Origin of the sequence: Micromonospora sp. DT43 (genome assembly GCF_049841645.1) — a bacterium.
Classification (GTDB): domain Bacteria; phylum Actinomycetota; class Actinomycetes; order Mycobacteriales; family Micromonosporaceae; genus Micromonospora.
On record NZ_JBNCKR010000011.1, the window covers coordinates 165181 to 182854 of the forward strand.

At 72.5% G+C, this 17674-nt stretch carries 19 protein-coding genes; 11 read left to right on the forward strand and 8 right to left on the reverse strand.

The window, feature by feature from the left end; genetic code table 11:
• The first annotated feature begins 5 nt into the window (after nucleotides 1–5).
• Nucleotides 6–407, forward strand: a complete 402-nt coding sequence (locus ACLQ26_RS24275; protein WP_425746620.1) for a nuclear transport factor 2 family protein — start codon at nucleotides 6–8, stop codon at nucleotides 405–407.
• A 7-nt stretch (nucleotides 408–414) separates the two neighbouring features.
• Nucleotides 415–1095: a uridine kinase gene (locus ACLQ26_RS24280; RefSeq protein WP_425746621.1), complete on the forward strand. Its 681-nt coding sequence runs from the start codon at nucleotides 415–417 to the stop codon at nucleotides 1093–1095.
• A 45-nt stretch (nucleotides 1096–1140) separates the two neighbouring features.
• Here ACLQ26_RS24280 and ACLQ26_RS24285 read toward each other — a convergent pair whose 3' ends face one another.
• From ACLQ26_RS24285 to ACLQ26_RS24300, 4 genes are all read right to left on the reverse strand, one after another.
• Complete coding sequence (locus ACLQ26_RS24285; RefSeq protein ID WP_425746622.1) at nucleotides 1141–2691, reverse strand: MFS transporter; 1551 nt, start codon at nucleotides 2689–2691, stop codon at nucleotides 1141–1143.
• A 92-nt stretch (nucleotides 2692–2783) separates the two neighbouring features.
• On the reverse strand, nucleotides 2784–3401 hold the full coding sequence (locus ACLQ26_RS24290; protein WP_425746623.1) for a TetR/AcrR family transcriptional regulator: 618 nt from the start codon (nucleotides 3399–3401) through the stop codon (nucleotides 2784–2786).
• A 68-nt stretch (nucleotides 3402–3469) separates the two neighbouring features.
• Complete coding sequence (locus ACLQ26_RS24295; RefSeq protein WP_425746624.1) at nucleotides 3470–4165, reverse strand: hypothetical protein; 696 nt, start codon at nucleotides 4163–4165, stop codon at nucleotides 3470–3472.
• A gap of 17 nt (nucleotides 4166–4182) precedes the next feature.
• On the reverse strand, nucleotides 4183–5070 hold the full coding sequence (locus ACLQ26_RS24300) for a hypothetical protein (protein ID WP_425746625.1): 888 nt from the start codon (nucleotides 5068–5070) through the stop codon (nucleotides 4183–4185).
• A gap of 82 nt (nucleotides 5071–5152) precedes the next feature.
• On the opposite strand from ACLQ26_RS24300, the gene ACLQ26_RS24305 reads away from it, so the two are divergent.
• The gene (locus ACLQ26_RS24305) at nucleotides 5153–5662 is read left to right on the forward strand and encodes a hypothetical protein (protein ID WP_425746626.1); all 510 of its coding nucleotides are present in this window, start codon (nucleotides 5153–5155) and stop codon (nucleotides 5660–5662) included.
• On the opposite strand, the gene ACLQ26_RS24310 is transcribed toward ACLQ26_RS24305, so the two are convergent.
• The gene (locus tag ACLQ26_RS24310) at nucleotides 5659–6129 is read right to left on the reverse strand and encodes an HNH endonuclease (RefSeq protein WP_425746627.1); all 471 of its coding nucleotides are present in this window, start codon (nucleotides 6127–6129) and stop codon (nucleotides 5659–5661) included. The genes ACLQ26_RS24305 and ACLQ26_RS24310 overlap by 4 nt on opposite strands.
• Before the next feature lie 9 nt (nucleotides 6130–6138).
• Nucleotides 6139–6717: a nucleotidyltransferase family protein gene (locus ACLQ26_RS24315; RefSeq protein ID WP_425746628.1), complete on the reverse strand. Its 579-nt coding sequence runs from the start codon at nucleotides 6715–6717 to the stop codon at nucleotides 6139–6141.
• A 161-nt stretch (nucleotides 6718–6878) separates the two neighbouring features.
• On the opposite strand from ACLQ26_RS24315, the gene ACLQ26_RS24320 reads away from it, so the two are divergent.
• From ACLQ26_RS24320 to ACLQ26_RS24340, 5 genes are all read left to right on the forward strand, one after another.
• Nucleotides 6879–8720 (forward strand): acyl-CoA dehydrogenase family protein, encoded by a 1842-nt coding sequence (locus ACLQ26_RS24320; protein WP_425746629.1) that lies wholly within the window; start codon nucleotides 6879–6881, stop codon nucleotides 8718–8720.
• The gene (locus ACLQ26_RS24325; RefSeq protein WP_425746630.1) at nucleotides 8720–9772 is read left to right on the forward strand and encodes a phosphate acyltransferase PlsX; all 1053 of its coding nucleotides are present in this window, start codon (nucleotides 8720–8722) and stop codon (nucleotides 9770–9772) included. Before ACLQ26_RS24320 ends, ACLQ26_RS24325 begins: the two co-directional genes overlap by 1 nt.
• A 77-nt stretch (nucleotides 9773–9849) precedes the next feature.
• On the forward strand, nucleotides 9850–10818 hold the full coding sequence (locus ACLQ26_RS24330) for an ATP-binding cassette domain-containing protein (protein WP_425746631.1): 969 nt from the start codon (nucleotides 9850–9852) through the stop codon (nucleotides 10816–10818).
• Complete coding sequence (locus ACLQ26_RS24335; protein WP_425746632.1) at nucleotides 10815–11588, forward strand: ABC transporter permease; 774 nt, start codon at nucleotides 10815–10817, stop codon at nucleotides 11586–11588. The genes ACLQ26_RS24330 and ACLQ26_RS24335 overlap by 4 nt, the downstream gene beginning before the upstream one ends.
• Nucleotides 11585–12349 carry an ABC transporter permease gene (locus ACLQ26_RS24340; protein ID WP_393292602.1) on the forward strand — a complete coding sequence of 255 codons (765 nt, stop codon included), beginning with the start codon at nucleotides 11585–11587 and terminating at the stop codon, nucleotides 12347–12349. The genes ACLQ26_RS24335 and ACLQ26_RS24340 overlap by 4 nt, the downstream gene beginning before the upstream one ends.
• Nucleotides 12350–12379: 30 nt before the next feature.
• Here the strand turns inward: ACLQ26_RS24340 and ACLQ26_RS24345 are convergent, their stop codons facing one another.
• Nucleotides 12380–13219, reverse strand: a complete 840-nt coding sequence (locus ACLQ26_RS24345) for an acyl-CoA thioesterase (RefSeq protein WP_425746633.1) — start codon at nucleotides 13217–13219, stop codon at nucleotides 12380–12382.
• A 78-nt stretch (nucleotides 13220–13297) separates the two neighbouring features.
• Here ACLQ26_RS24345 and ACLQ26_RS24350 point away from each other — a divergent pair, with 78 nt between their 5' ends.
• Complete coding sequence (locus ACLQ26_RS24350; protein WP_425746634.1) at nucleotides 13298–14458, forward strand: acyl-CoA dehydrogenase family protein; 1161 nt, start codon at nucleotides 13298–13300, stop codon at nucleotides 14456–14458.
• Between the two features lie 30 nt (nucleotides 14459–14488).
• Nucleotides 14489–15610, forward strand: coding sequence for an acyl-CoA dehydrogenase family protein (locus ACLQ26_RS24355; RefSeq protein WP_425746635.1), 1122 nt, complete (start codon nucleotides 14489–14491; stop codon nucleotides 15608–15610).
• Nucleotides 15611–15645: 35 nt separating this feature from the next.
• On the opposite strand, the gene ACLQ26_RS24360 is transcribed toward ACLQ26_RS24355, so the two are convergent.
• Nucleotides 15646–16041 carry a VOC family protein gene (locus ACLQ26_RS24360; RefSeq protein ID WP_425746636.1) on the reverse strand — a complete coding sequence of 132 codons (396 nt, stop codon included), beginning with the start codon at nucleotides 16039–16041 and terminating at the stop codon, nucleotides 15646–15648.
• A 79-nt stretch (nucleotides 16042–16120) separates the two neighbouring features.
• Between ACLQ26_RS24360 and ACLQ26_RS24365 the strand changes: the two genes are divergently transcribed.
• A complete protein-coding gene (locus tag ACLQ26_RS24365) occupies nucleotides 16121–17650 on the forward strand; it encodes a GMC family oxidoreductase (RefSeq protein WP_425746637.1) in 1530 nt (509 codons plus the stop codon).
• The last annotated feature ends 24 nt before the right edge of the window (nucleotides 17651–17674 follow it).

Consider the following 17674-nt stretch of genomic DNA (forward strand, 5'->3'; position numbering starts at 1 on the left):
CGCTGGTGGCGCTGTCGGTTGAGGACAGGCTCGCCGTGCATGAGCTGGTCTCGTTGCATGGTCATCTGATGGACAGCGGCGAGTTCGACCGGATGGACGAGCTGTTCTGCGCCGACATCGTCTACGACGTCTCCGCGTTCGGGCTCGGCGAGCTGCGCGGCTACGAGGCGATCCGCGAAGCCAGCCTGGCGGTGGGCGACGCGAACCCTGTCGGCCATCACGTCACGAACATCTGCGTAACCGAGGATCTGGACGGCACAGTCCGGGTGCGTTCGAAGGGAATCGGGGTCTCCGCCACCGGCAGCGTAGGCAGCGTCGTCTACGAGGACGTCGTACGCCGGGAAACGGCTGGATGGCGCATCGCGTATCGCAGGGTGATTCCCCGCCGCACTCCACTGCACCCCTGACGCCGGCGTGAGTGTCGTGCGGCGCCAACTGCTCGACGATGTCGCTGACCTGGTTCCGACGTTCCTCGCGCCGCGGTGCGTACGGGTGGCCGTTGACGGGGTCGACGGGGTGGGTAAGTCGACGTTCGCCGGCGAGCTGGCCGCGGTGCTGAGCGGGCGGGGACGTCATGTCGTGCACGTGTCGGCGGACGACTTTCATCACCGCCGTGCGGTGCGGCACCGCCGGGGCCGGGATTCGCCGGAAGGGTTCTGGCTCGACAGTTACGACTACGAAGCCCTCGTCCACAACGTGCTGGAGCCGTTCGGCCTCGGGGGCTCCCGCCGTTACCGCCCCGCTGCCCATGACCTTCGGACCGACGAGGTGCTCCATCCTGCGTGGCGCACGGCGGCGCCTGGCACGGTACTCATCGTCGACGGGTTGTTCCTGCACCGTGACGAGGTGGTGGAGTTCTGGGACTTCTCCGTCTTCCTGGACGCGCCGTTCGCGGTCACCGTGGCACGGATGGCCCAACGCGACGGCTCGCACCCGGATCCCGACCATCCCAGCGTCGGCCGCTACGTCGGCGGTCAGCGGCTGTACTTCGCCGCCTGCGCGCCGCACGAACGCGCGGAGGTCGTCATCGACAACCAGGATGTGACGCGACCTGTCCTCGCAAGGGTCGACATCGGCCGACGAGGATCGAGATGAGTGAGATCGAGCCGACCCGCACGTCGGCACTTCGGTCGCGGGATGTCAGGACGGTGGCCGCCGTACGTCGGGGCGGTTGTCGACGAGCGGTACCTCGCGGATGAAGTACGCGGACAGCAACGCGACCGCGCCAGCGACCGCGGCGCCGATCGCGACGATGTGCAGGCCGTGGGTCACGGCCGCCGACCAGGCCGCGCGCACCGCCGGGGCCAGCGCGCCGACCTGTTCCCGGTTCAGCCCGGTGCCGCCGGACGGCAGCGGGCCGACCGAGCCCAGCTTGTCGGTCAGGGTGCGGGTCAGGGCGCCGAGGTAGAGCGCGCCGAAGAGTGCCGCCCCGATACCGCTGCCCATCGTTCGGGTCAGGGAGCCCATGCCCATGGCGGCGCCGATGTCGCGGGGCTCGACGCTCATCCGGATGATCAGGATGGTGTTCTGGATGAGGCAGCCGAGGCCGATGCCGAGTGGGATCCCGACCAGGGAGGCGAGCACGGGGTTGGTGTCCGGCCCGAGCAGGAGCACCAGCAGCATGCCGGCCACGACTCCGGCTCCACCGATGATCGGGAGGATCCGGTAGCGCCCGGTCCGGCGGATGTAGGCGGAGCTGCGGTTCATCACCACCACCATCCCGGCCATCATCGGGATCAGCAGGAAACCGCTCCTGGCCGGGTCGACGCCGCGGGCGTTCTGGAAGTACTGCGGCAGGAACGTGACGGTCGCGACCATCGTGACGTTGAACGCGAACCCGAGGACCTGGGCGAGGGCGAAGTTGCGGGTGCGGAACATCCGGAACGGCACCAGCGGCTCGGGCGCCCGGCGCTCGACGTGGACGAACGCGGCCGTGGCGACCACCACCACCGCGCAGAGGCCGAGGATCACCCCGGACCCCCACCGATAGGTGGTGCCCGCCCAGCCCGTCACCAGGGTCAGGCAGACGACCGCCGAGGTCAGCAGCACGATGCCCAGGTAGTCGACGCGCACCCGGGTTTCCTTCGGCCGCATCGGCACGGTGACCCCGATGACCGTGCCGAGCAGGCAGAGCAGCCCGATCGGGGCGTTGACGTAGAAGATCCAGCGCCAGCTCAGTGAGCTGGTGAGAACGCCGCCGACGAGCGGGCCGGCGATCAGCGCCACGCCCAGCAGCAGCCCGGTCCAGCTGGAGACCCGGGTGGACTCCTTTGGCGGCAGCAGCGTCTGCACCATAGCCATCGCGCCGACCAGCAGCCCGCCCGCGCCGACGCCCTGCAACGCCCGGAACGCGATCAGCGCACCCATGCTCTGGGCCAAACCGCACAGCATGGAGCCGGCCAGGAAGACCGCCACCGACAGCAGGAACATGGTCTTGCGGTGGTAGAGGTCGCTGAGCTTTCCCCAGACCTGTGTGGAGGCCGCGATCGCCAGCGCGTACGACGTGACGATCCAGGTCATCGACGTGAGGCCGCCCAGATCGCCGACGATGCTCGGCACCGCGGTGGCGACGATGTAGCTGTCCATCATGCCGAGGAACATGCCGGACAACGCGCCGGCGATCCCGAGCTTGACGAAGCGGGGTTGTTCGCCCGCCCACTGTGGCGGCGCTGTGGTGGTCGTGTCGGACACGGTGCCTGGCCCTCCTTGCGGAACCGCATGTGGACGCGATGGATCCCGGGCGCTCGGCGACGCCCGCTGCACGAAGAAGAAAAGGAGATCGATTACCTGTCGGACGGTGGCGGCAGTCCCTGGGCGATGTCGGCGAACACCTCGCGCAGCGCCGACGACATCGCCACCGACGCGTCGGTCTGCACGTAGCGGTGCAGGACGGCGTTGAGCGCGCCCACTGTGACGTTGGCGGCCAGCCGCGGGTAGAGGTCGGCCTTCGGGTCGGTGCCGGTGCGCTCGGCGATCGCCTCCACCAGGTCGTCGACAGTGTTGCGGGCCAGCGCGACCTGCATCTCCGGTGTCGCGTTGAGCTTGCGCACCTCGAGGATCTGCTCGTCGGTGGGCCGCCCGAACGGGACACCGTCGTCGCGCAGCGGCTCGATCAGGGCCTCGGCGATCGCCGTCCACAGCGGTTCCTCCGCCGGACGGCCGCGCAGCAGCTCGGCGCTGCGGCGGATCCGGTAGTTCACCCGGTATGCCAGGGCGTCGTACTTGCTGGCGAAGTAGTTGCTGAACGTCCGCAGGGACACTCCGGCGCGCGCCGCGACGTCCTCCCGGACGAAGTTGTCCAGACCGCGCTCGAACATCAGCTCCAGGGCGGCGTCACTCAGCGCCTTGCGGGTGTCGAGCTTCTTGCGTTCGCGCAGGCCTGATCGTTGTTCCTCCGGCATGACACGACGGTACCCGAGTAATTGCCTTGAAGGCAACTTTGCCTACAAGGCAATTGATGCGTCTGGAGTCAGTTGACCTCGAAACGCAGCGCCAGCAGTTCGTCGAAGACGGTGGGGAACGGCCCCGGGTCGACGTCGCCCTCGTAGACCTCGATGAGCTGGCCGGGGTCGGTGTCGGGGGAGACACAGTAGAGCATCTGCTCACCCTCGCGGCCGACGACCAGCAGCCGGGCCGACGCGATCTCCTGCACCTCGTCCCAGTCTTCGACGCCCTCGGGCGTCCCGGCCATGTCCGCGAGCGTCACCATCCAGCTCGGGCGCATCACGCCGAACTCCTCCGGACCGCGCGAGGTGAATCCGGCGTGCACCTCACGCAGGAACACCCGCAGGGTGTCCGGGAAGTGCTCCCAGAACCGCGGCTCCGCGCCGAAGGAGCGGGGGTCGTGCCCGACCCAGGTGATCAGCGGCTCGTAGGCGCCGGGAAAGACATAGACCAGGGCGGGTGCGCCGTCGAGCAGGCACACCCGCACGTCGGCGAGACTGTCGCGGAGCGCGCCGGCGAAGCGGGGGAGCACGGCGAGCACGTCGCCGGGCCAGAGTGCGAGGGCTGCGGCGCGGCGGGTGGCGGCGTCGGTGGCCTGCGTGATCGGCAACCACGCCGCCGGCAGCACGCCCTCGCCCGGCGGAACCACGCCCGGCTCCAGCAGGGTCACCGGGTGATCCGCCCACGGTCGCAGGGTCGCGATGACGGCCTCGTCGTCCACCGCTGCTCCTTCCGTGGTCACTGGCTGGCCAGCAGCTTCCTGATCATATCTATGAGCAGGGTGCGGACCTCGTTCTGCAGCGCGACCTGGTCGTTGCGCCAGGTCTTGTCGGCGCCCTTCACCCACCTCACGCTGCGGGCCTGCTTGGCGCTGTTCGCCGACCAGGACAGCCACTGGTAGTTGACCGGGGCCTGGGTCACGGCGTACATGTTCCTCGGGTTGAGCCTCAGGAACCCCGGCAGGCGCATGATCTCGGTGAGCGGAATGATGTGATCGGCGGCCACCCAGGGGCCGCCGCCCCTCGGGTTCGCCTTGATCGTCGCACCGGGGTAGGCCGGATCCGGGTCACCGACCCTGGGGCGCTGCTCGCCGCGGAGTTTGACGGCACCGATGTTGCCCGGGTTGTCCCGACGCAGGGCGTCGTACAGCGCCCGTCCCTTCGGATCCTTCACCTTGTCCGGCCCCGGCCAGCTCTGGTCGCGCCCGGGCCGGTTCGGCATCTTCCAACCGGGCGGCAGATTCTTGACGGCGTCGCCGATCTTCTTGACCCTGTCCGGTGTCGGCGTCCTCAGGGTGGGCCCGCCGGGTTCCTCGGCGGCGAGCTTCTGCATCGCCTCCAGGCAGTTGAGCGCGGCCGCGCGGGCCGCGGTCTGCGCCGCATCGAGCCGAATCTTGTTGGCGTTGTACGCGCTGAGAGCGGCCTGCTGCCGAGGCAACTGGAAGACGTGCGGCCGGGCGTTGTGAGCCTCGATCTCCGCCCGCACCGCCAACACGCGCTGCACCTGCGGCATGCAGAACGACTTCGGGTCCGCCTGTACTGGCGCTGCCGTCGTCACGAGCGCCAGCAGGACCGCAACCAGCACTGCCGCCGCGCGGCTCAACTGTCGGCTTCTCCTCGGGTCCATCCTTCTCACCCCCGCGTGCACCGGGCTTGCACAATGACGGCATCGTATCGGTGCATGTCGACAAGTTGATCGAGGTGAAGCGATGACCCAGCCGCCGATTCCGTCCGACAGCCCGGCGCCTGCACCGCCCGCGGGCGCTCACCCACGGCACAAGCTCATCGTGGCCGCGGCCGTTCTCCTGCTGGTGGTGGTGGCAGGCGCCGTGGCGTGGATGGCGTTCGGAAGATCCGGCGGCGCCGGAACCCCGCCGGACACCGACGAGACCCGGCTGACCCGCCTCACCGCCGATTTCGCCCTCGCCGTGGAGCGCGCTGATCAGGTACGCGTTCTCAGCCTCATGTGTGCGGAGGAGGCCGAAGAGGTCAAGGACGGCGAGGGGTACGACCCGTCGTTCGACGGGGCCGCCGACACGTCCGTCACCGCGGCGCCGGTGACGCTTGCGGACGTCGTCGTCACCGGGGACACCGCGCAGGGGACTGTCGCCCGGCCGGGGCAGGACCCGAACACCCTCTACTTCCGCAAGGAGAAGGGCACGTGGACGGTCTGCGCGCCGGCCGGCGACCAGGTCACCCCGAGCGCCTCCGCCTCCTAGGGCCTCTGTCCCGGGACGTACGCCGAACGGGCCTGCGCCACCTCGGCGGCCTGGCGCTCGCGCCACCGGCGCTGGCTGTCCCGGTTGCAGGCGCGACACGTCCGGCGATAACGGCCCGTCGACTCGTCGATCTCGCGGTCGTGCCCGTTGCGGCAGGTCGACCCCTGCGTCCTGGAGCGGCAGTTCTCGGCGTGGCTGACCTGTCGTAGGTGGGTGGGCTCCACGCAGTCCTTCGTCGGGCAGAGGTGGTCGACCTCCAGGTCGGGGTCGTACCCGCCGACGAAGACGGCGTACGCCACGATGTGCGCCCAGGCCCTGCCCGCGACCTTTTGGTAGGTGCCGCGTCGGGTGCCGTAGCCGCGGATGATCAGGCAGCCGTCGTCCCGCCGGACCGAACGACGCAGGAGATAGTCGCGCAGGCTGTCCTCGGTGAAGTGTCGGGACAGACCGGTGACCCTGCTGAGCACGACGTCACCCTAGCCCGGCAGGCGGGCCGCCTGTTCGGGAAGGTCGACGTCGGTGTCGTCGGCGACGTCGGCGCAGGGGACCAGCCGGACGGCCTCGCCCTGGGCCCGCAGGTAGTCGCGTGCGCCCCGGTCACCGACCGCCGCCTCGCTCACGCCGGCCCAGTGGTTCCGGCCGAGCAGCACCGGGTGTCCACGTCGACCGTCCGCGTAGGTGGCCACGGCGAGGGTGCCGGCGGTGGCGTCGCGGGCGACCCGGCGTACCGCAGCGGGGGTGAGGCCGGGCATGTCGACGAGGGTGACCACGACGGCCACGGCCGCGCTGGACGTCAGGGCGGCCAGGCCGGCCCGCAGGGAGGAGCCCATCCCCGTCGTCCAGTCCTCGTTGACCACCACGTCGGACAGCCGCGTGCGGTCGCGGACCTCATCGGCCTGGGCGCCGAGCACCACCACGACCGGCTGGCAGCCGGCGGCCGTGAGAACCGCCGCCGCGTGCTCCACCAGCAGTTGCCCCCGGTAGGGCAGGAGGGCCTTCGGCCTGCCGAGCCGGCGGCCGGCGCCGGCCGCGAGCAGCAGTCCGGCCGTCACCATGGGCCCGAGCGTAACCCGATCTCGCTTTCGGTTCCGGGCTTCTTCCGGCTGCCCGGGCTTCCGGGCGACCGATCCGCTGTGCTTCAGGGGGTGAACCGGTCGGTCGCGACCGCTAACATGCATCTCGTATCTGCTGTCACGTATTTACGGTGAGGTGCCGGATGACACCGGACGAGACGTCGGCGTGGCAACGACTCTGCCCGCGCCCGATGGCCCAGGTCGATCCGCTGCCGGCCATCGCCCGGCACCTGGAGCGCCCCGCCACCGCGCGCCGGCTCGCGGTGGCCGACGCGGACCGCACCCCACCGGACGACGTCCTTGCCGACCTGCGCGAGCTCGGCGTGGCCGCCGTGTACGACCCGGACAGCGCCACCGCCGTGCACGTCAACGCCCTCAACGCGGTGGCCGCCCGGCACAGTGGCAGCCTCGCCATCACCCTCGGTGTCAACGCGTTGGCCCTGCTGCCGCTCTGCATCACCGGTACCCCCGAACAGCGCGAGCGGGCCGGCGCGGTGCTGCGCGGCGGAGGCGCCGCCGCCATGCTGCTCACCGAGCTGGAACACGGCAGCAACCTGGCCCGCACCGACACCCGCGTCGACCCCGACGCTGACGGATACCGGCTGACCGGGGAGAAGCAACTGATCAACGGCGGCAGCCGGCACGACCTGCTGGTCACCCTGGCCCGACTCGGCGACAGCGACCGCTTCGGCCTTTTCCTCGCCGAACGGGACGACACGGTGACCGCGCTGCCCCCGTGGCGGACGCTGCCCGCCACCGCCGCCGACATCTCCGGCGTACGGTTCGCCGGCACACCGGCCCAGCCGATCGGCGCTCCCGGCGACGGCCTGACCATCCTGCAGCTGACCCTGGCACTTTCGCGGGGCGGCATCGGCTCGCTCGCCTCCGGCGCCGCCAGCGGCGCGCTGGCCCAGGCCGTGCGGTACGCCCGCGAGCGCGACGTCTACGGCCAGCCGATCGTCCACCTCGGTGCGATAGCCGAACACCTCGCGCGGGCGGCGGCTCTCGACGTGCTGGTCGCGGCGACCGCCGTGAAGGCCACCTTCCTCATCAACGCGCTCGGTCCGGCCGCCGCGTACGCCGCCGCCGTGGCCAAGTACGCCTGCTGCGAGCTGGCCGAGCAGGCCGTCAGCGAGGGCCGCGCGGTACTGGGATCCCGGGCGCTGGTCGAGGAGTTCGGCTACGCCGCGCGGGTACGCGACGTGCTGCTCTACGGCGTGTTCGACGGCACCCGGCACATCCTGCTCGACCAGTTGCAGTGGCGGTTGGAGCGCTTCGCCGCCGGGGCCGACCGCTCCGGTGACGGCTATCAGGTGCTGGCCGAGGCGTACTCCCGCCCACCGCAACCGCTGGCGCGCATCGCCCGGCTGCGGCTGCGGCCCTACGCCCCGACCCCGGCGGCCCGCGCCGCGACGCTCGCCTCCCGCACGGACCGCCCGGCGGTGGTCGCGCTCGGCACGCTCCTGACCCGCCTCGTCGACCTGGTCGCCGCTGCCCGCCGCTGCGGTCGATGGGCCGCCGACCAGGCCTGGCGGTTCGCCGCGGCCGCCGTCCTCGCCGAGGCCGAGGCGCTGCTCGCCGCCGTCGAGCTGATCGATCCCGGCTGCCGTGCCGTCGCCGGCCTGCCGGGACGGGCGAGCGCCGAGGACGAGGCGGCGCTCGGCTACGCGCTGGGCTGGCGCGGCGCCGAACTCGTCACCCGGGTCGAGGTGCTCGCCGCCGACCTGCGCGCCGACGGCGGGGCCGCTCTGGCGCCCGACCGGTCCGACCACGATGATCTGGTCGCCGCCTTCGCGGGCGAGCTGCCACCGGCCCGCGCCGCCCTACGCCACTGGCTGACGACACCGCTGACGCGCGGCCCGAATCGCGACGGGCCGGGCCATGACGGCTCGGACCGCGACGGCTCGGACCGCGACGGTGTGGTCACGGACGCCCCCACCCGGGCATCCACGGCGGGGGACCGGCTCGGCGCGGGGACGCGGTGATGACGCGTCGGGGTGAGTCGCCGGACCGGCGGTTGCGGGTGGCGGTCGACGTCGCCGGCGCGGACCTCGGGCCGGAACCCGTCGTCGCCGGCGCGCTGGCCGCCGCCACCACCGTGGACATCGCGTTGGTCGGTCCGCAGGCGCTCATCCGGTCGCTGCTGCCCGGCGGCGTCGCGCCGGCGGGCGTACGGCTGGTGCACGCCCCGGACGTGGTCGGGATGGGTGAGGATCCGGTGGCCGCGACGTACGCCAAGCGGCGCTCCTCGCTCCTGGTCGCGGCCGGGGAGGTGGCGGCGGGCCGGGCGGATGCCATGGTGACCCCCGGCAACACCGGCGCGGCGGTGCTCGCGGCCGCCGTCCGGCTGGGCCGGGTGCCGGGGGTGAGCAACCCGGCCCTGGCGACGGTGCTGCCGGTGCCGGGCGCCGGCCCGACCGTGCTGCTGGACATCGGCGCGACGGCGGCGGCCGTACCGGAGTGGCTCGTCGAGTTCGCGGTGCTGGGCGCGGAGTACGCGCGCGGGCGGCTGGGGCTGCTCCGACCGCGGATCGGCCTGCTGTCCAACGGGCACGAGGCGGTCAAGGGCGGGCCGGTACGCCGCGACGCGCACCTCCTGCTGGCGACGATGCCCGGCTACGCCGGTCAGATCGAGGCGTACGACGTGCTCGGAGGCCGGGTCGACGTGGCGGTGACCGACGGGTTCACAGGCGACGTGGCGTTGAAGATGTACGAGCGGACGTTGGACGCCACAGTCGGCCTGGCGCTGGACGCGGTGCGCGAGTTCTCGCCCATCGGCGCGCTGGCGCGGGAGCGGCGGCGGCGGGTGACCCGGGCGGTGCGCGACGGGCTCGCGGCCGAGCCGGGGGGAGCGCTGCTCGGGGTACGCGGGGTGTGCGTGATCTGCCACGGTACGGCCACCGCGGCCGACGTCGAGGCGGGCGTACGGATCGCCGGGGAGTGCGTCGGATCGGGTGTGGTCGGCCGGATCGCCGCTGCCTTCGCGGCGTCGTCGCGGCAGCGAGTGCGTAGCCGACGCAGCCCTGTCGACGGGTGAGATATCCGTTCTCGTATCTGGCTTTACCAAGACAGGCGTTGATATGGTTCCGAGATTCCTGGCATGAGGGTGGTGCGATGTCACAACAGTTGATCCAGGTCAGCGACCTGCGCCGGTCGTTCGGCGCGACGGCGGCGGTCGACGGCGTGAGCTTCGAGGTGGCCGCGGGTGAGGTGGTAGGCCTGCTCGGACCCAACGGCGCGGGCAAGACCACCACTATCCACTGTCTCACCACGCTGCTGAAGCCGGATTCCGGCACCGCCCGCGTCGCCGGCTTCGACGTCGTGACGCAGGGCGGCGAGGTGCGTCGCAGCATCGCGGTCACCGGGCAGTTCGCGGCCCTCGACGAGCTGCTGACCGGCCGGGAGAACCTGGTGCTGTTCGGCCGGCTGCTCGGGCTGGGCCGGCAGCCGGCCAGCGCCCGCGCGGACGAGCTGATCGACCGGTTCGACCTGGGCGAGGTGGCGGGCAAGGCGGTGCGCACGTACTCCGGTGGGTTGCGCCGCCGCCTCGACCTGGCCGCGAGCCTGGTGGTCGACCGGCCCGTGCTGATTCTCGACGAGCCGACCACAGGTCTGGACCCGCGCAGCCGGCGGGCCCTGTGGGAGGTCGTCCGGGAGTTGCGCGACGGCGGCACTGCGGTGCTGCTCACCACGCAGTACCTGGAGGAGGCCGACCAGTTGGCCGGGCGGGTCCTGCTCATCGACCACGGTCGGGTCGCGGCCGAGGGCACTCCGGACGAGCTCAAGCGTCAGCTCGGCGGCGCGGTCTGCGAGGTACGCATCGAGGACCCGCGGGCGCGGGCGGTCGCGGCGGAGCAGCTCGGCGCGGTGTTCGAGGGGCTGACCGAGGACGAGGACGTGCTGCGGTTGGCGGCCGGCTCGGGCACGCTGACCGAGGTGGTGCGGCGGTTGGAGTCGGCGGGTGTGGAGGCCGACGACGTCACCGTGCGACGGCCCACCCTGGACGAGGTGTTCCTCTCGCTGACCGGGTCCGTCGACGCCGAGAAGGCGGTCGACGTGGACGCGGCGGGGGCCGACCGGTGAGCACCACGACGGCGGTGGCGGCCAGCGGGCTGCGGCAGTTCGCCGTCCTGGCCGCCCGCAATCTTCGGCAGGCGCGCGCGGGCCGGTCGGTCGGCCTGACCGTCGTGTTCCCGCTGACGTTCTTCGCCGGTTTCATGGTGGTCTTCCAGCGGCTGATGTCCGACTACGGGATCGCCTACGAGCAGTTCCTCCCGCCCGCGATCGTCGTGCAGACCACAGCCCTGGTCGCCATGTCGGCCTGCTACATGATCGCCGGTGACGCCCGCAGCGGGCTGATCTCCCGGTACCGCACGCTGCCGATGAGCGCGGTCGTGGTGCCGCTGGCCCGGCTCGTGGTGGACGCGGCCCGCGCCGCCGTCGCGGTGGCGGTGATCCTGGTCGCCGCGGTGCTCGTCGGTTTCCGGTTCACCGCCGGGGCGGCACGCGCCGCGGGCTTCGTCGCGCTGGCGGTTGGCTTCGCGGTGGTGCTCGCGGCGGGCTGCGCGGCCCTGGGGCTGGGCGCCCGCGACCCCGAACAGGTGTACTCGGCGCTGACCCTGCCGTACCTGGTGCTCACCACGGTCTCCACCGCCTTCGTGCCTGTCGACGCGTTTCCGGGCTGGCTGCAACCGGTGGTCGAGGTGTCGCCGTTCTCCGCCCAGGTCGACGCGTTGCGGGCGCTGTCCACCGAGGGCGCCGACGAGAGGGTGTGGCCGGCCCTCGTCTGGCTGGTGGTCCTGGGGCTGCTGTTCGGGTTGGCCGCGGCACGTTCGTTTCGGAGGAGCCGATGAGTACCGTCACGCAGGCCTCGCTGTTCGCCGGGCGCAACCTTCGCCGGTTCTTCCGCGCGCCGCCCGCGCTGATCTACGCGTTCGCGTTCCCGGTGCTGCTCCTGCTCACCCAGTACGCGGTCTTCGGCCGGATCGTCGGTGACGGCGACCGGCAGCACTACCTGGAGCGGTTGGCCCCGCTTGTGGTGCTGTCCACCGCGGCGTTCGGGTCGCCGTCGAGCGCCGTCGGTTTCCTGCGCGACCTGCGCGGTGGGCTGGTCGACCGGCTGCGCACCATGCCGGTGGCGCCGGGTGCGCTGCTGGCCGGTCGGGTCGCCGGTGACGTGTTGCGCATCGTCGCGATCGGAGCGCTCACCACGGGCGTGGCCATGCTGCTGGGTTTCCGCTTCCGGGAGGGGCCGCTCGCCGTCGTCGGCTTCTTCGCGGTGATCGCGCTGTTCGGCCTGCTGTGGGCGGCGATCGCGTTGTGGCGGGGCTCCGGTCCCGGTGACGAGGAGTCGCTGCCGCCGTCGTTGACCGGCCCGGCGACGCTGCTGTTCATTTTCTCCTCGGGGTTCGTGCCGGTGTCGGCGTTCCCCTCGGTGGTGCAGCCGGTGGTGCGGGCCAACCCGTTCTCGGTCGCCACCGAGGCGCTTGTCGGCCTGTCCAGCGGCGGTCCGGTGCTGTGGCCGGTGCTGCAGACCCTCGCGTGGGTGCTCGGGTTGGGCACTGTCTGCCTGCTGGTGGCGGTGCGCAGGTTCGGCCGCCGCGCCGATCGCTGACGGGCCGCGCCGGTTGCTTGAGAGGGCCGGTCAGACCGGGCTGGCCATCCGGTAGAGCATCTGCTGCCCGCCGGTGGCCAGCAACAGCCCGCTGTCGGACCAGACACGGGCGCGGGCGCCCAGCACCCCACCGGTCGCGGCGGCGGCCTCGCCCTCCACCAGCAGCCAGCCCGCGCCGTCGTCGCCGCCCTGGAAACCCACATACAGATCCATGCTCGGTGCCATGAACGTGGTCCGCTCGAACGCCTGCACCACCGCCGGGAACTGCACCACGTCGACGGCGAAGACCAGTCGGGCCGCCGCCAGCCACGGGTCCGCGTCGGCGGGCAGCTCCTCGTGCAGCCGCAGCCAGCCCCGGATGGTCGGCACGCCGTCACGTTGCGGCTGCCAGCCGCCCGCCGGCCAGCCGGCCAGCCGGACCTCGTAGCACCGCTCCCAGATCGGCAGCACCGGCAGGCCGTCGCGGCGCATCAACTCGACAAGGGTGGGCAACTCGTCGGGCTTGGGCAGGTCCGGTGGTGGCATCCACCGCCGCTCGGGGCCGAGCAGGCCGGCGGCGATGGTCCAGACGTGCGCGGTGAGCAGGATCCGGCCGCGCTGGCGCAGGGTGACGTGCAGGGCGGCGGCGCGGCGGGTGCCGTGCACCCGGGCGACCTCGACGTCGACGTCGCCGTAGCGCGGCGGCGCGAGGAACTGGCAGCTCAGGCTCACCGGCAACATGCCACCGGCCTCCTCGCCGGCCGCGCGCAGCGCGATCGCCGCCAGGTAACCGCCGTTGGGCCCCCAGACCGACCAGTCCTCGGACAGGTACGCCCGGTACTGGCCGGGCGCGGTCTGCCGTACCGCGGCGTCGTCCGCGAGACTGGCCATCGAGGACCCCTTCCGGCGTTGGGACGCGTGAAAACAAGATACTGCAGAACAAAACCAGATACGAGTACGATTCGGCGCATGGATCTGCGTGACAGCGCCCAGGAGGCCGAGTTCCGGGCGGGCCTGCGTGCCTGGTTGGCGGACGCGGTGCCGGTGACCACCGGCCCGGACGGAGCGCCGCCGCAGGGCCGGTGGGGCGACATCGAGGCGGTGCGGTCGTACACCCGCGCGCTGCACGACGCCGGGTACGCGGGCCTGACCTGGCCGGCCGAGCACGGCGGGCGCGGGTTGTCCCCTGCCTACCAGGCGATCTACCTGGAGGAGACGGCCCGGGCCGAGGCCACCGAGCACATCGGTGTCATCGGCCTGGGCATGGTCGGGCCGACAATCATCGCCTGCGGGTCGCCCGAGCAGCGCGCCTGGTACCTGCCCCGCATCCTCACCGGGGAGATCATCTTCTGTCAGGGTTTCTCCGAGCCGGAGGCCGGCAGCGACCTGTCCGCCGTGCGGACCGTCGCACGCCGCGACGGCGACGAACTGGTGGTGACCGGGCGCAAGGTGTGGTCGTCGTACGCGCACCTCGCCGACCACTGCCTGCTCCTGGCGCGCACCGACCCCGAGCAGCGCCGCCACCGAGGGCTGTCCTGCCTGCTGGTGGACCTGCGCTCGGCCGGCGTCACGGTGCGCCCGATCCGTCAGCTGACAGGCGAGGCCGAGTTCGCCGAGATCGAGTTCGACGAGGTGCGGGTGCCGCTCGACGCGGTGGTCGGCGCCCTCGACGACGGGTGGCGGGTCGCGATGACCACCCTCGCCCACGAGCGGGGCACCTTCGGGTTCACCCTGACCGCCCGGCTGGACGTGGCGTTCCGCCGCCTCGTCGCGACGGCGAAGGCCCGGGGCCGGGACACCGACCCTCTGGTACGCGACCAGATCGCCGCCCGCTACGTCGAGTTGGAGGGTCTGCGCTGGACCAACAGGCGCGGACTGGCCGCGTTGGAACGTACCGGGGTGCCCGGCCCGGAGACGTCGGTGATCAAACTGCGCTGGTCGCAGGCGCACCAGCGCCTCACCAGCCTCGCGGTGCATCTGCTCGGCGGTGACGCCGAACCCGACGGGTGGGACCGCTACTGGCGGCACCAGATGCTGCGCAGCCGGGCCAACACCATCGAGGGCGGCACCTCCGAGGTGCTGCGCAACCTGGTCGCCGAGCGCGTACTGGGCCTGCCCCGGTCGTACTGATCGCCGACTCGCCCACGAAGGGGAGACCTGATGGACTTCGCACTGACCGGCGAGCAGGAGGCGCTGCGGGACACCGCAGCGAAGTACCTCGCCGACGACAGGTCCACCGCCGACGGGCGGGTTGCCTGGGCCGAGATCGCCGACCTGGGCTGGCTCGACGCCGAGCTGGGTACCGTCGAGCTGGCGCTGCTCGCCGAACAGCTCGGCTGGGCGCGTGGCCAGTCACCCTGGTGGGCCACAGTGGGCCTGGCCGGCCCGGCGCTGCGGGCGGCGGGCCGGCCGATCGCCGCCCCCGCGACGCTGGCCTGGGCGTGGGAGAACGGCCCCGGCACCCTCGCCGAGGCGGTGGCCGCCGCCCGCCGACCGACGGGCACCGACCCCGCCGCGACGGCCGCTCGCCCGCCAGCGGGCACCGTCGCCCGCGACGGGACGCCGTCGTCGGGCAACCCGGGGGTCGTCGCCGGCGACGGGACGCTCACCGGGCGTGCCCTCCGCGTGCCGCACGCGGTCGACGCGGCGGACCTGGTGGTGGCCGTGACCGGGGCGTACGGAGTGGAGCTGCGCCTGGTCGACGCGTCCGCGGTGCGGGCGACACCGGCCGGTGCCGGCGGACAGGCGCTCGACCCGAGCCGCCCCGTCTCGACAGTGGAGCTGACCGGCGTACCCTCGACGCTCCTCGTGGCCGCGGACGCCGCCGCGGACGTGCTGGCGCTCACCCGGCGGCGTGCCCTGGCGCTGCTCGCCGCCGAGGCCGTCGGCGTGGCGGCGAGGGCCCTGGCCTGGGCCAGCGGGTACGCCGCCACCCGCACCCAGTTCGGCGCGCCGATCGGCGCCAACCAGGCGGTCGCGCACCCCCTCGCCGAGTGCTACGGACAGGTCGAGACGGCCCGCTCGCTTGCCTACCGGGCGGCGTGGACTGTCGACGAGGAGACGGGCCGGGTCGCCGACCAGGCAATACTCACGGCCAACGTGGCCGCTCGGGAGGCCGCGCTCAACGCCTGCGAGGTGGCCATCCAGACCTACGGGGGCAGCGGCTTCACCTGGGAGCAGCCGCTGCACCACTGGTACCGCAGGGCGTGGTGGCTGGCGACCTTCGACGGCACGGTCGCCGACGCGCGGGCCGAGCTGGCCGGTCTGTTGCTGGACGACTGACCCCGCGCGGCGCGCGGGGGGTCAGCCGTCGGCGGTCAGGACGAGCCAGGGCGGTAGGAGCCGAAGCTCCACAGGTTGCCCTCGGCGTCGCGGACCGAATAGCCCTGGCCGCCGTAGTCCTCGTCGCGGAGCTTCTGCACCACCTCGGCGCCCGCCGCGACGACCCGTTCGTAGTGCGCCGCCACGTCGTCGAGCACCACATAGGTCGACGCGGGCCCGCTGTCCAGAACGAGCCGGCCGTCGCTGCCGTCCGTCTCGGAGGCGAGCATGACCATGCCGTTTCCCCAGGTCAGCTGCGCGTGACTGATGGAGTCGTCCGGGCCGGGGACGACCAGCTCCGCGCGGAATCCGACGACGTCGACAAGCCACGCGACGGCGGCCGGCGCGTCGCGGTAGCGCAGGGTGGGGATGACTTCCGGGCCTCTGCTCATACACGAGAGTCTAATGAAGAATCGCGGATAGCACATGTGATGCGTCCTGGCATGTCGCGTATTCGGCTACGCTGAGCCCATGCTTCGCTACGATTTCGTGGTCGTCGGCGCGGGCGCGGCCGGCGCGGTGCTCGCGGCCCGCCTGAGCGAGGACCCGAGCCGTTCCGTTTTGCTGCTGGAGGCCGGCCCGGACCTCGTCGGGGGCGCGGTGCCCGAGGCGTTGCGGACCGGTTCGGTGGAGGCCGAGGACGGCTTCGACTGGGATCTGCGGGCGACAGTCGTCGACGGTCGGGAGGCGCCGCTGCGGCGCGGCCGGGTGGTCGGCGGCTCGACGCAGATCAACGACCGGGGCGCGATGCGGGCCCCGGCAGCCGACTTCGTCTCCTGGGGCGCGCGCGGCCTGCCCGAGTGGGACTGGCCGGCGGTGCTTCAGGCGTTTCGCCGGTTGGAGGCCGACCAGCAGTTCGGCGACCGTGACCACCACGGCGCCGACGGGCCCGTCCCGATCACCAGGTGGCCGCGCGGTGAGCTGACGCCGGCGATGGACGGCTTCCTGCAGGCCACGCTCGGCCTGGGCCACGACTACCAGGAGGACATGAACGCCCCCGACGCCGTCGGCATCGGGATGTATCCGCAGAACCGGCGCGACCGGCTGCGGATGTCCACAGCCCTCACCCACCTCGACCCGGCCCGGTCGCGGTCCAATCTGGTCGTCCGCGGCGACGCCGAGGTCGAGCGCGTGCTGCTCGACGGCGGACGTGCGGTGGGTGTGCAGGTCGCGGGGGAGCGGATCGACGCCGGCGAGGTGATCCTCTGCGCCGGCTCGCCGTACAGCCCGGCTCTGCTGCTGCGCTCGGGGATCGGCCCCGCCGACGAGCTGCGCGCGGCCGGCGTCACGCCGCTCGTCGACCTGCCCGGTGTGGGCGCGGACGTGATCGACCAGCCCGGCGCGATCATCCTGGTCGTTCCCGAGCCGGAGACGATCGGCGGGGACTGGCCGCGTACGCAGCTCATCGCGCGGCTCGCCGGCATCCCGGGTCACGAGGTCGACCAGGCGTTCTACCTGAGCCTGTTCACAGGCATGAGCACGTCGCGGGGCCCCGGCGCGGGTCTGGACCGGATCATCGGCGTCGACCAGGTCAACACCGTGATGATCGGCGACATGGCGATGGCCTCGCGCGGACGGATCTCGGTACGGGACGCCGACGGGGCGAGCCCACCCGTGGTCGACCTCGGGTTCTACTCGGCAGAGGGTGACCTGGCTCGGATGCGCGACGCGTACCGGCACGCGTGGGAGATCGCCAACCAGGCCGCGTTCACCAAGACGGTCGCCCGGTTCGCGCTCGTCGACGACGCGGTCGTGGGCGACGACGAGCAGCTCGACCACCTGTTGCGCGCCACCACGTACAGCCGGTTGAACCTGGTCGGCGGCGCGCGGATGGGCTCGGCCGGCGACCCGGGCGCGGTCGTCGACGGGCGGTGCCGGGTGCGTGGGGTGGCCAACCTGCGGGTCGTCGACGCCAGCATCGTTCCGGTGCCGCTGCGCGCGCCGGCCGCGTTGACCAGCATCATGATCGGCGAACGCGGGGCCGAGCTGATCGCGGGCTAGCGCCTGGGGCAAAGCCCGCTCGGC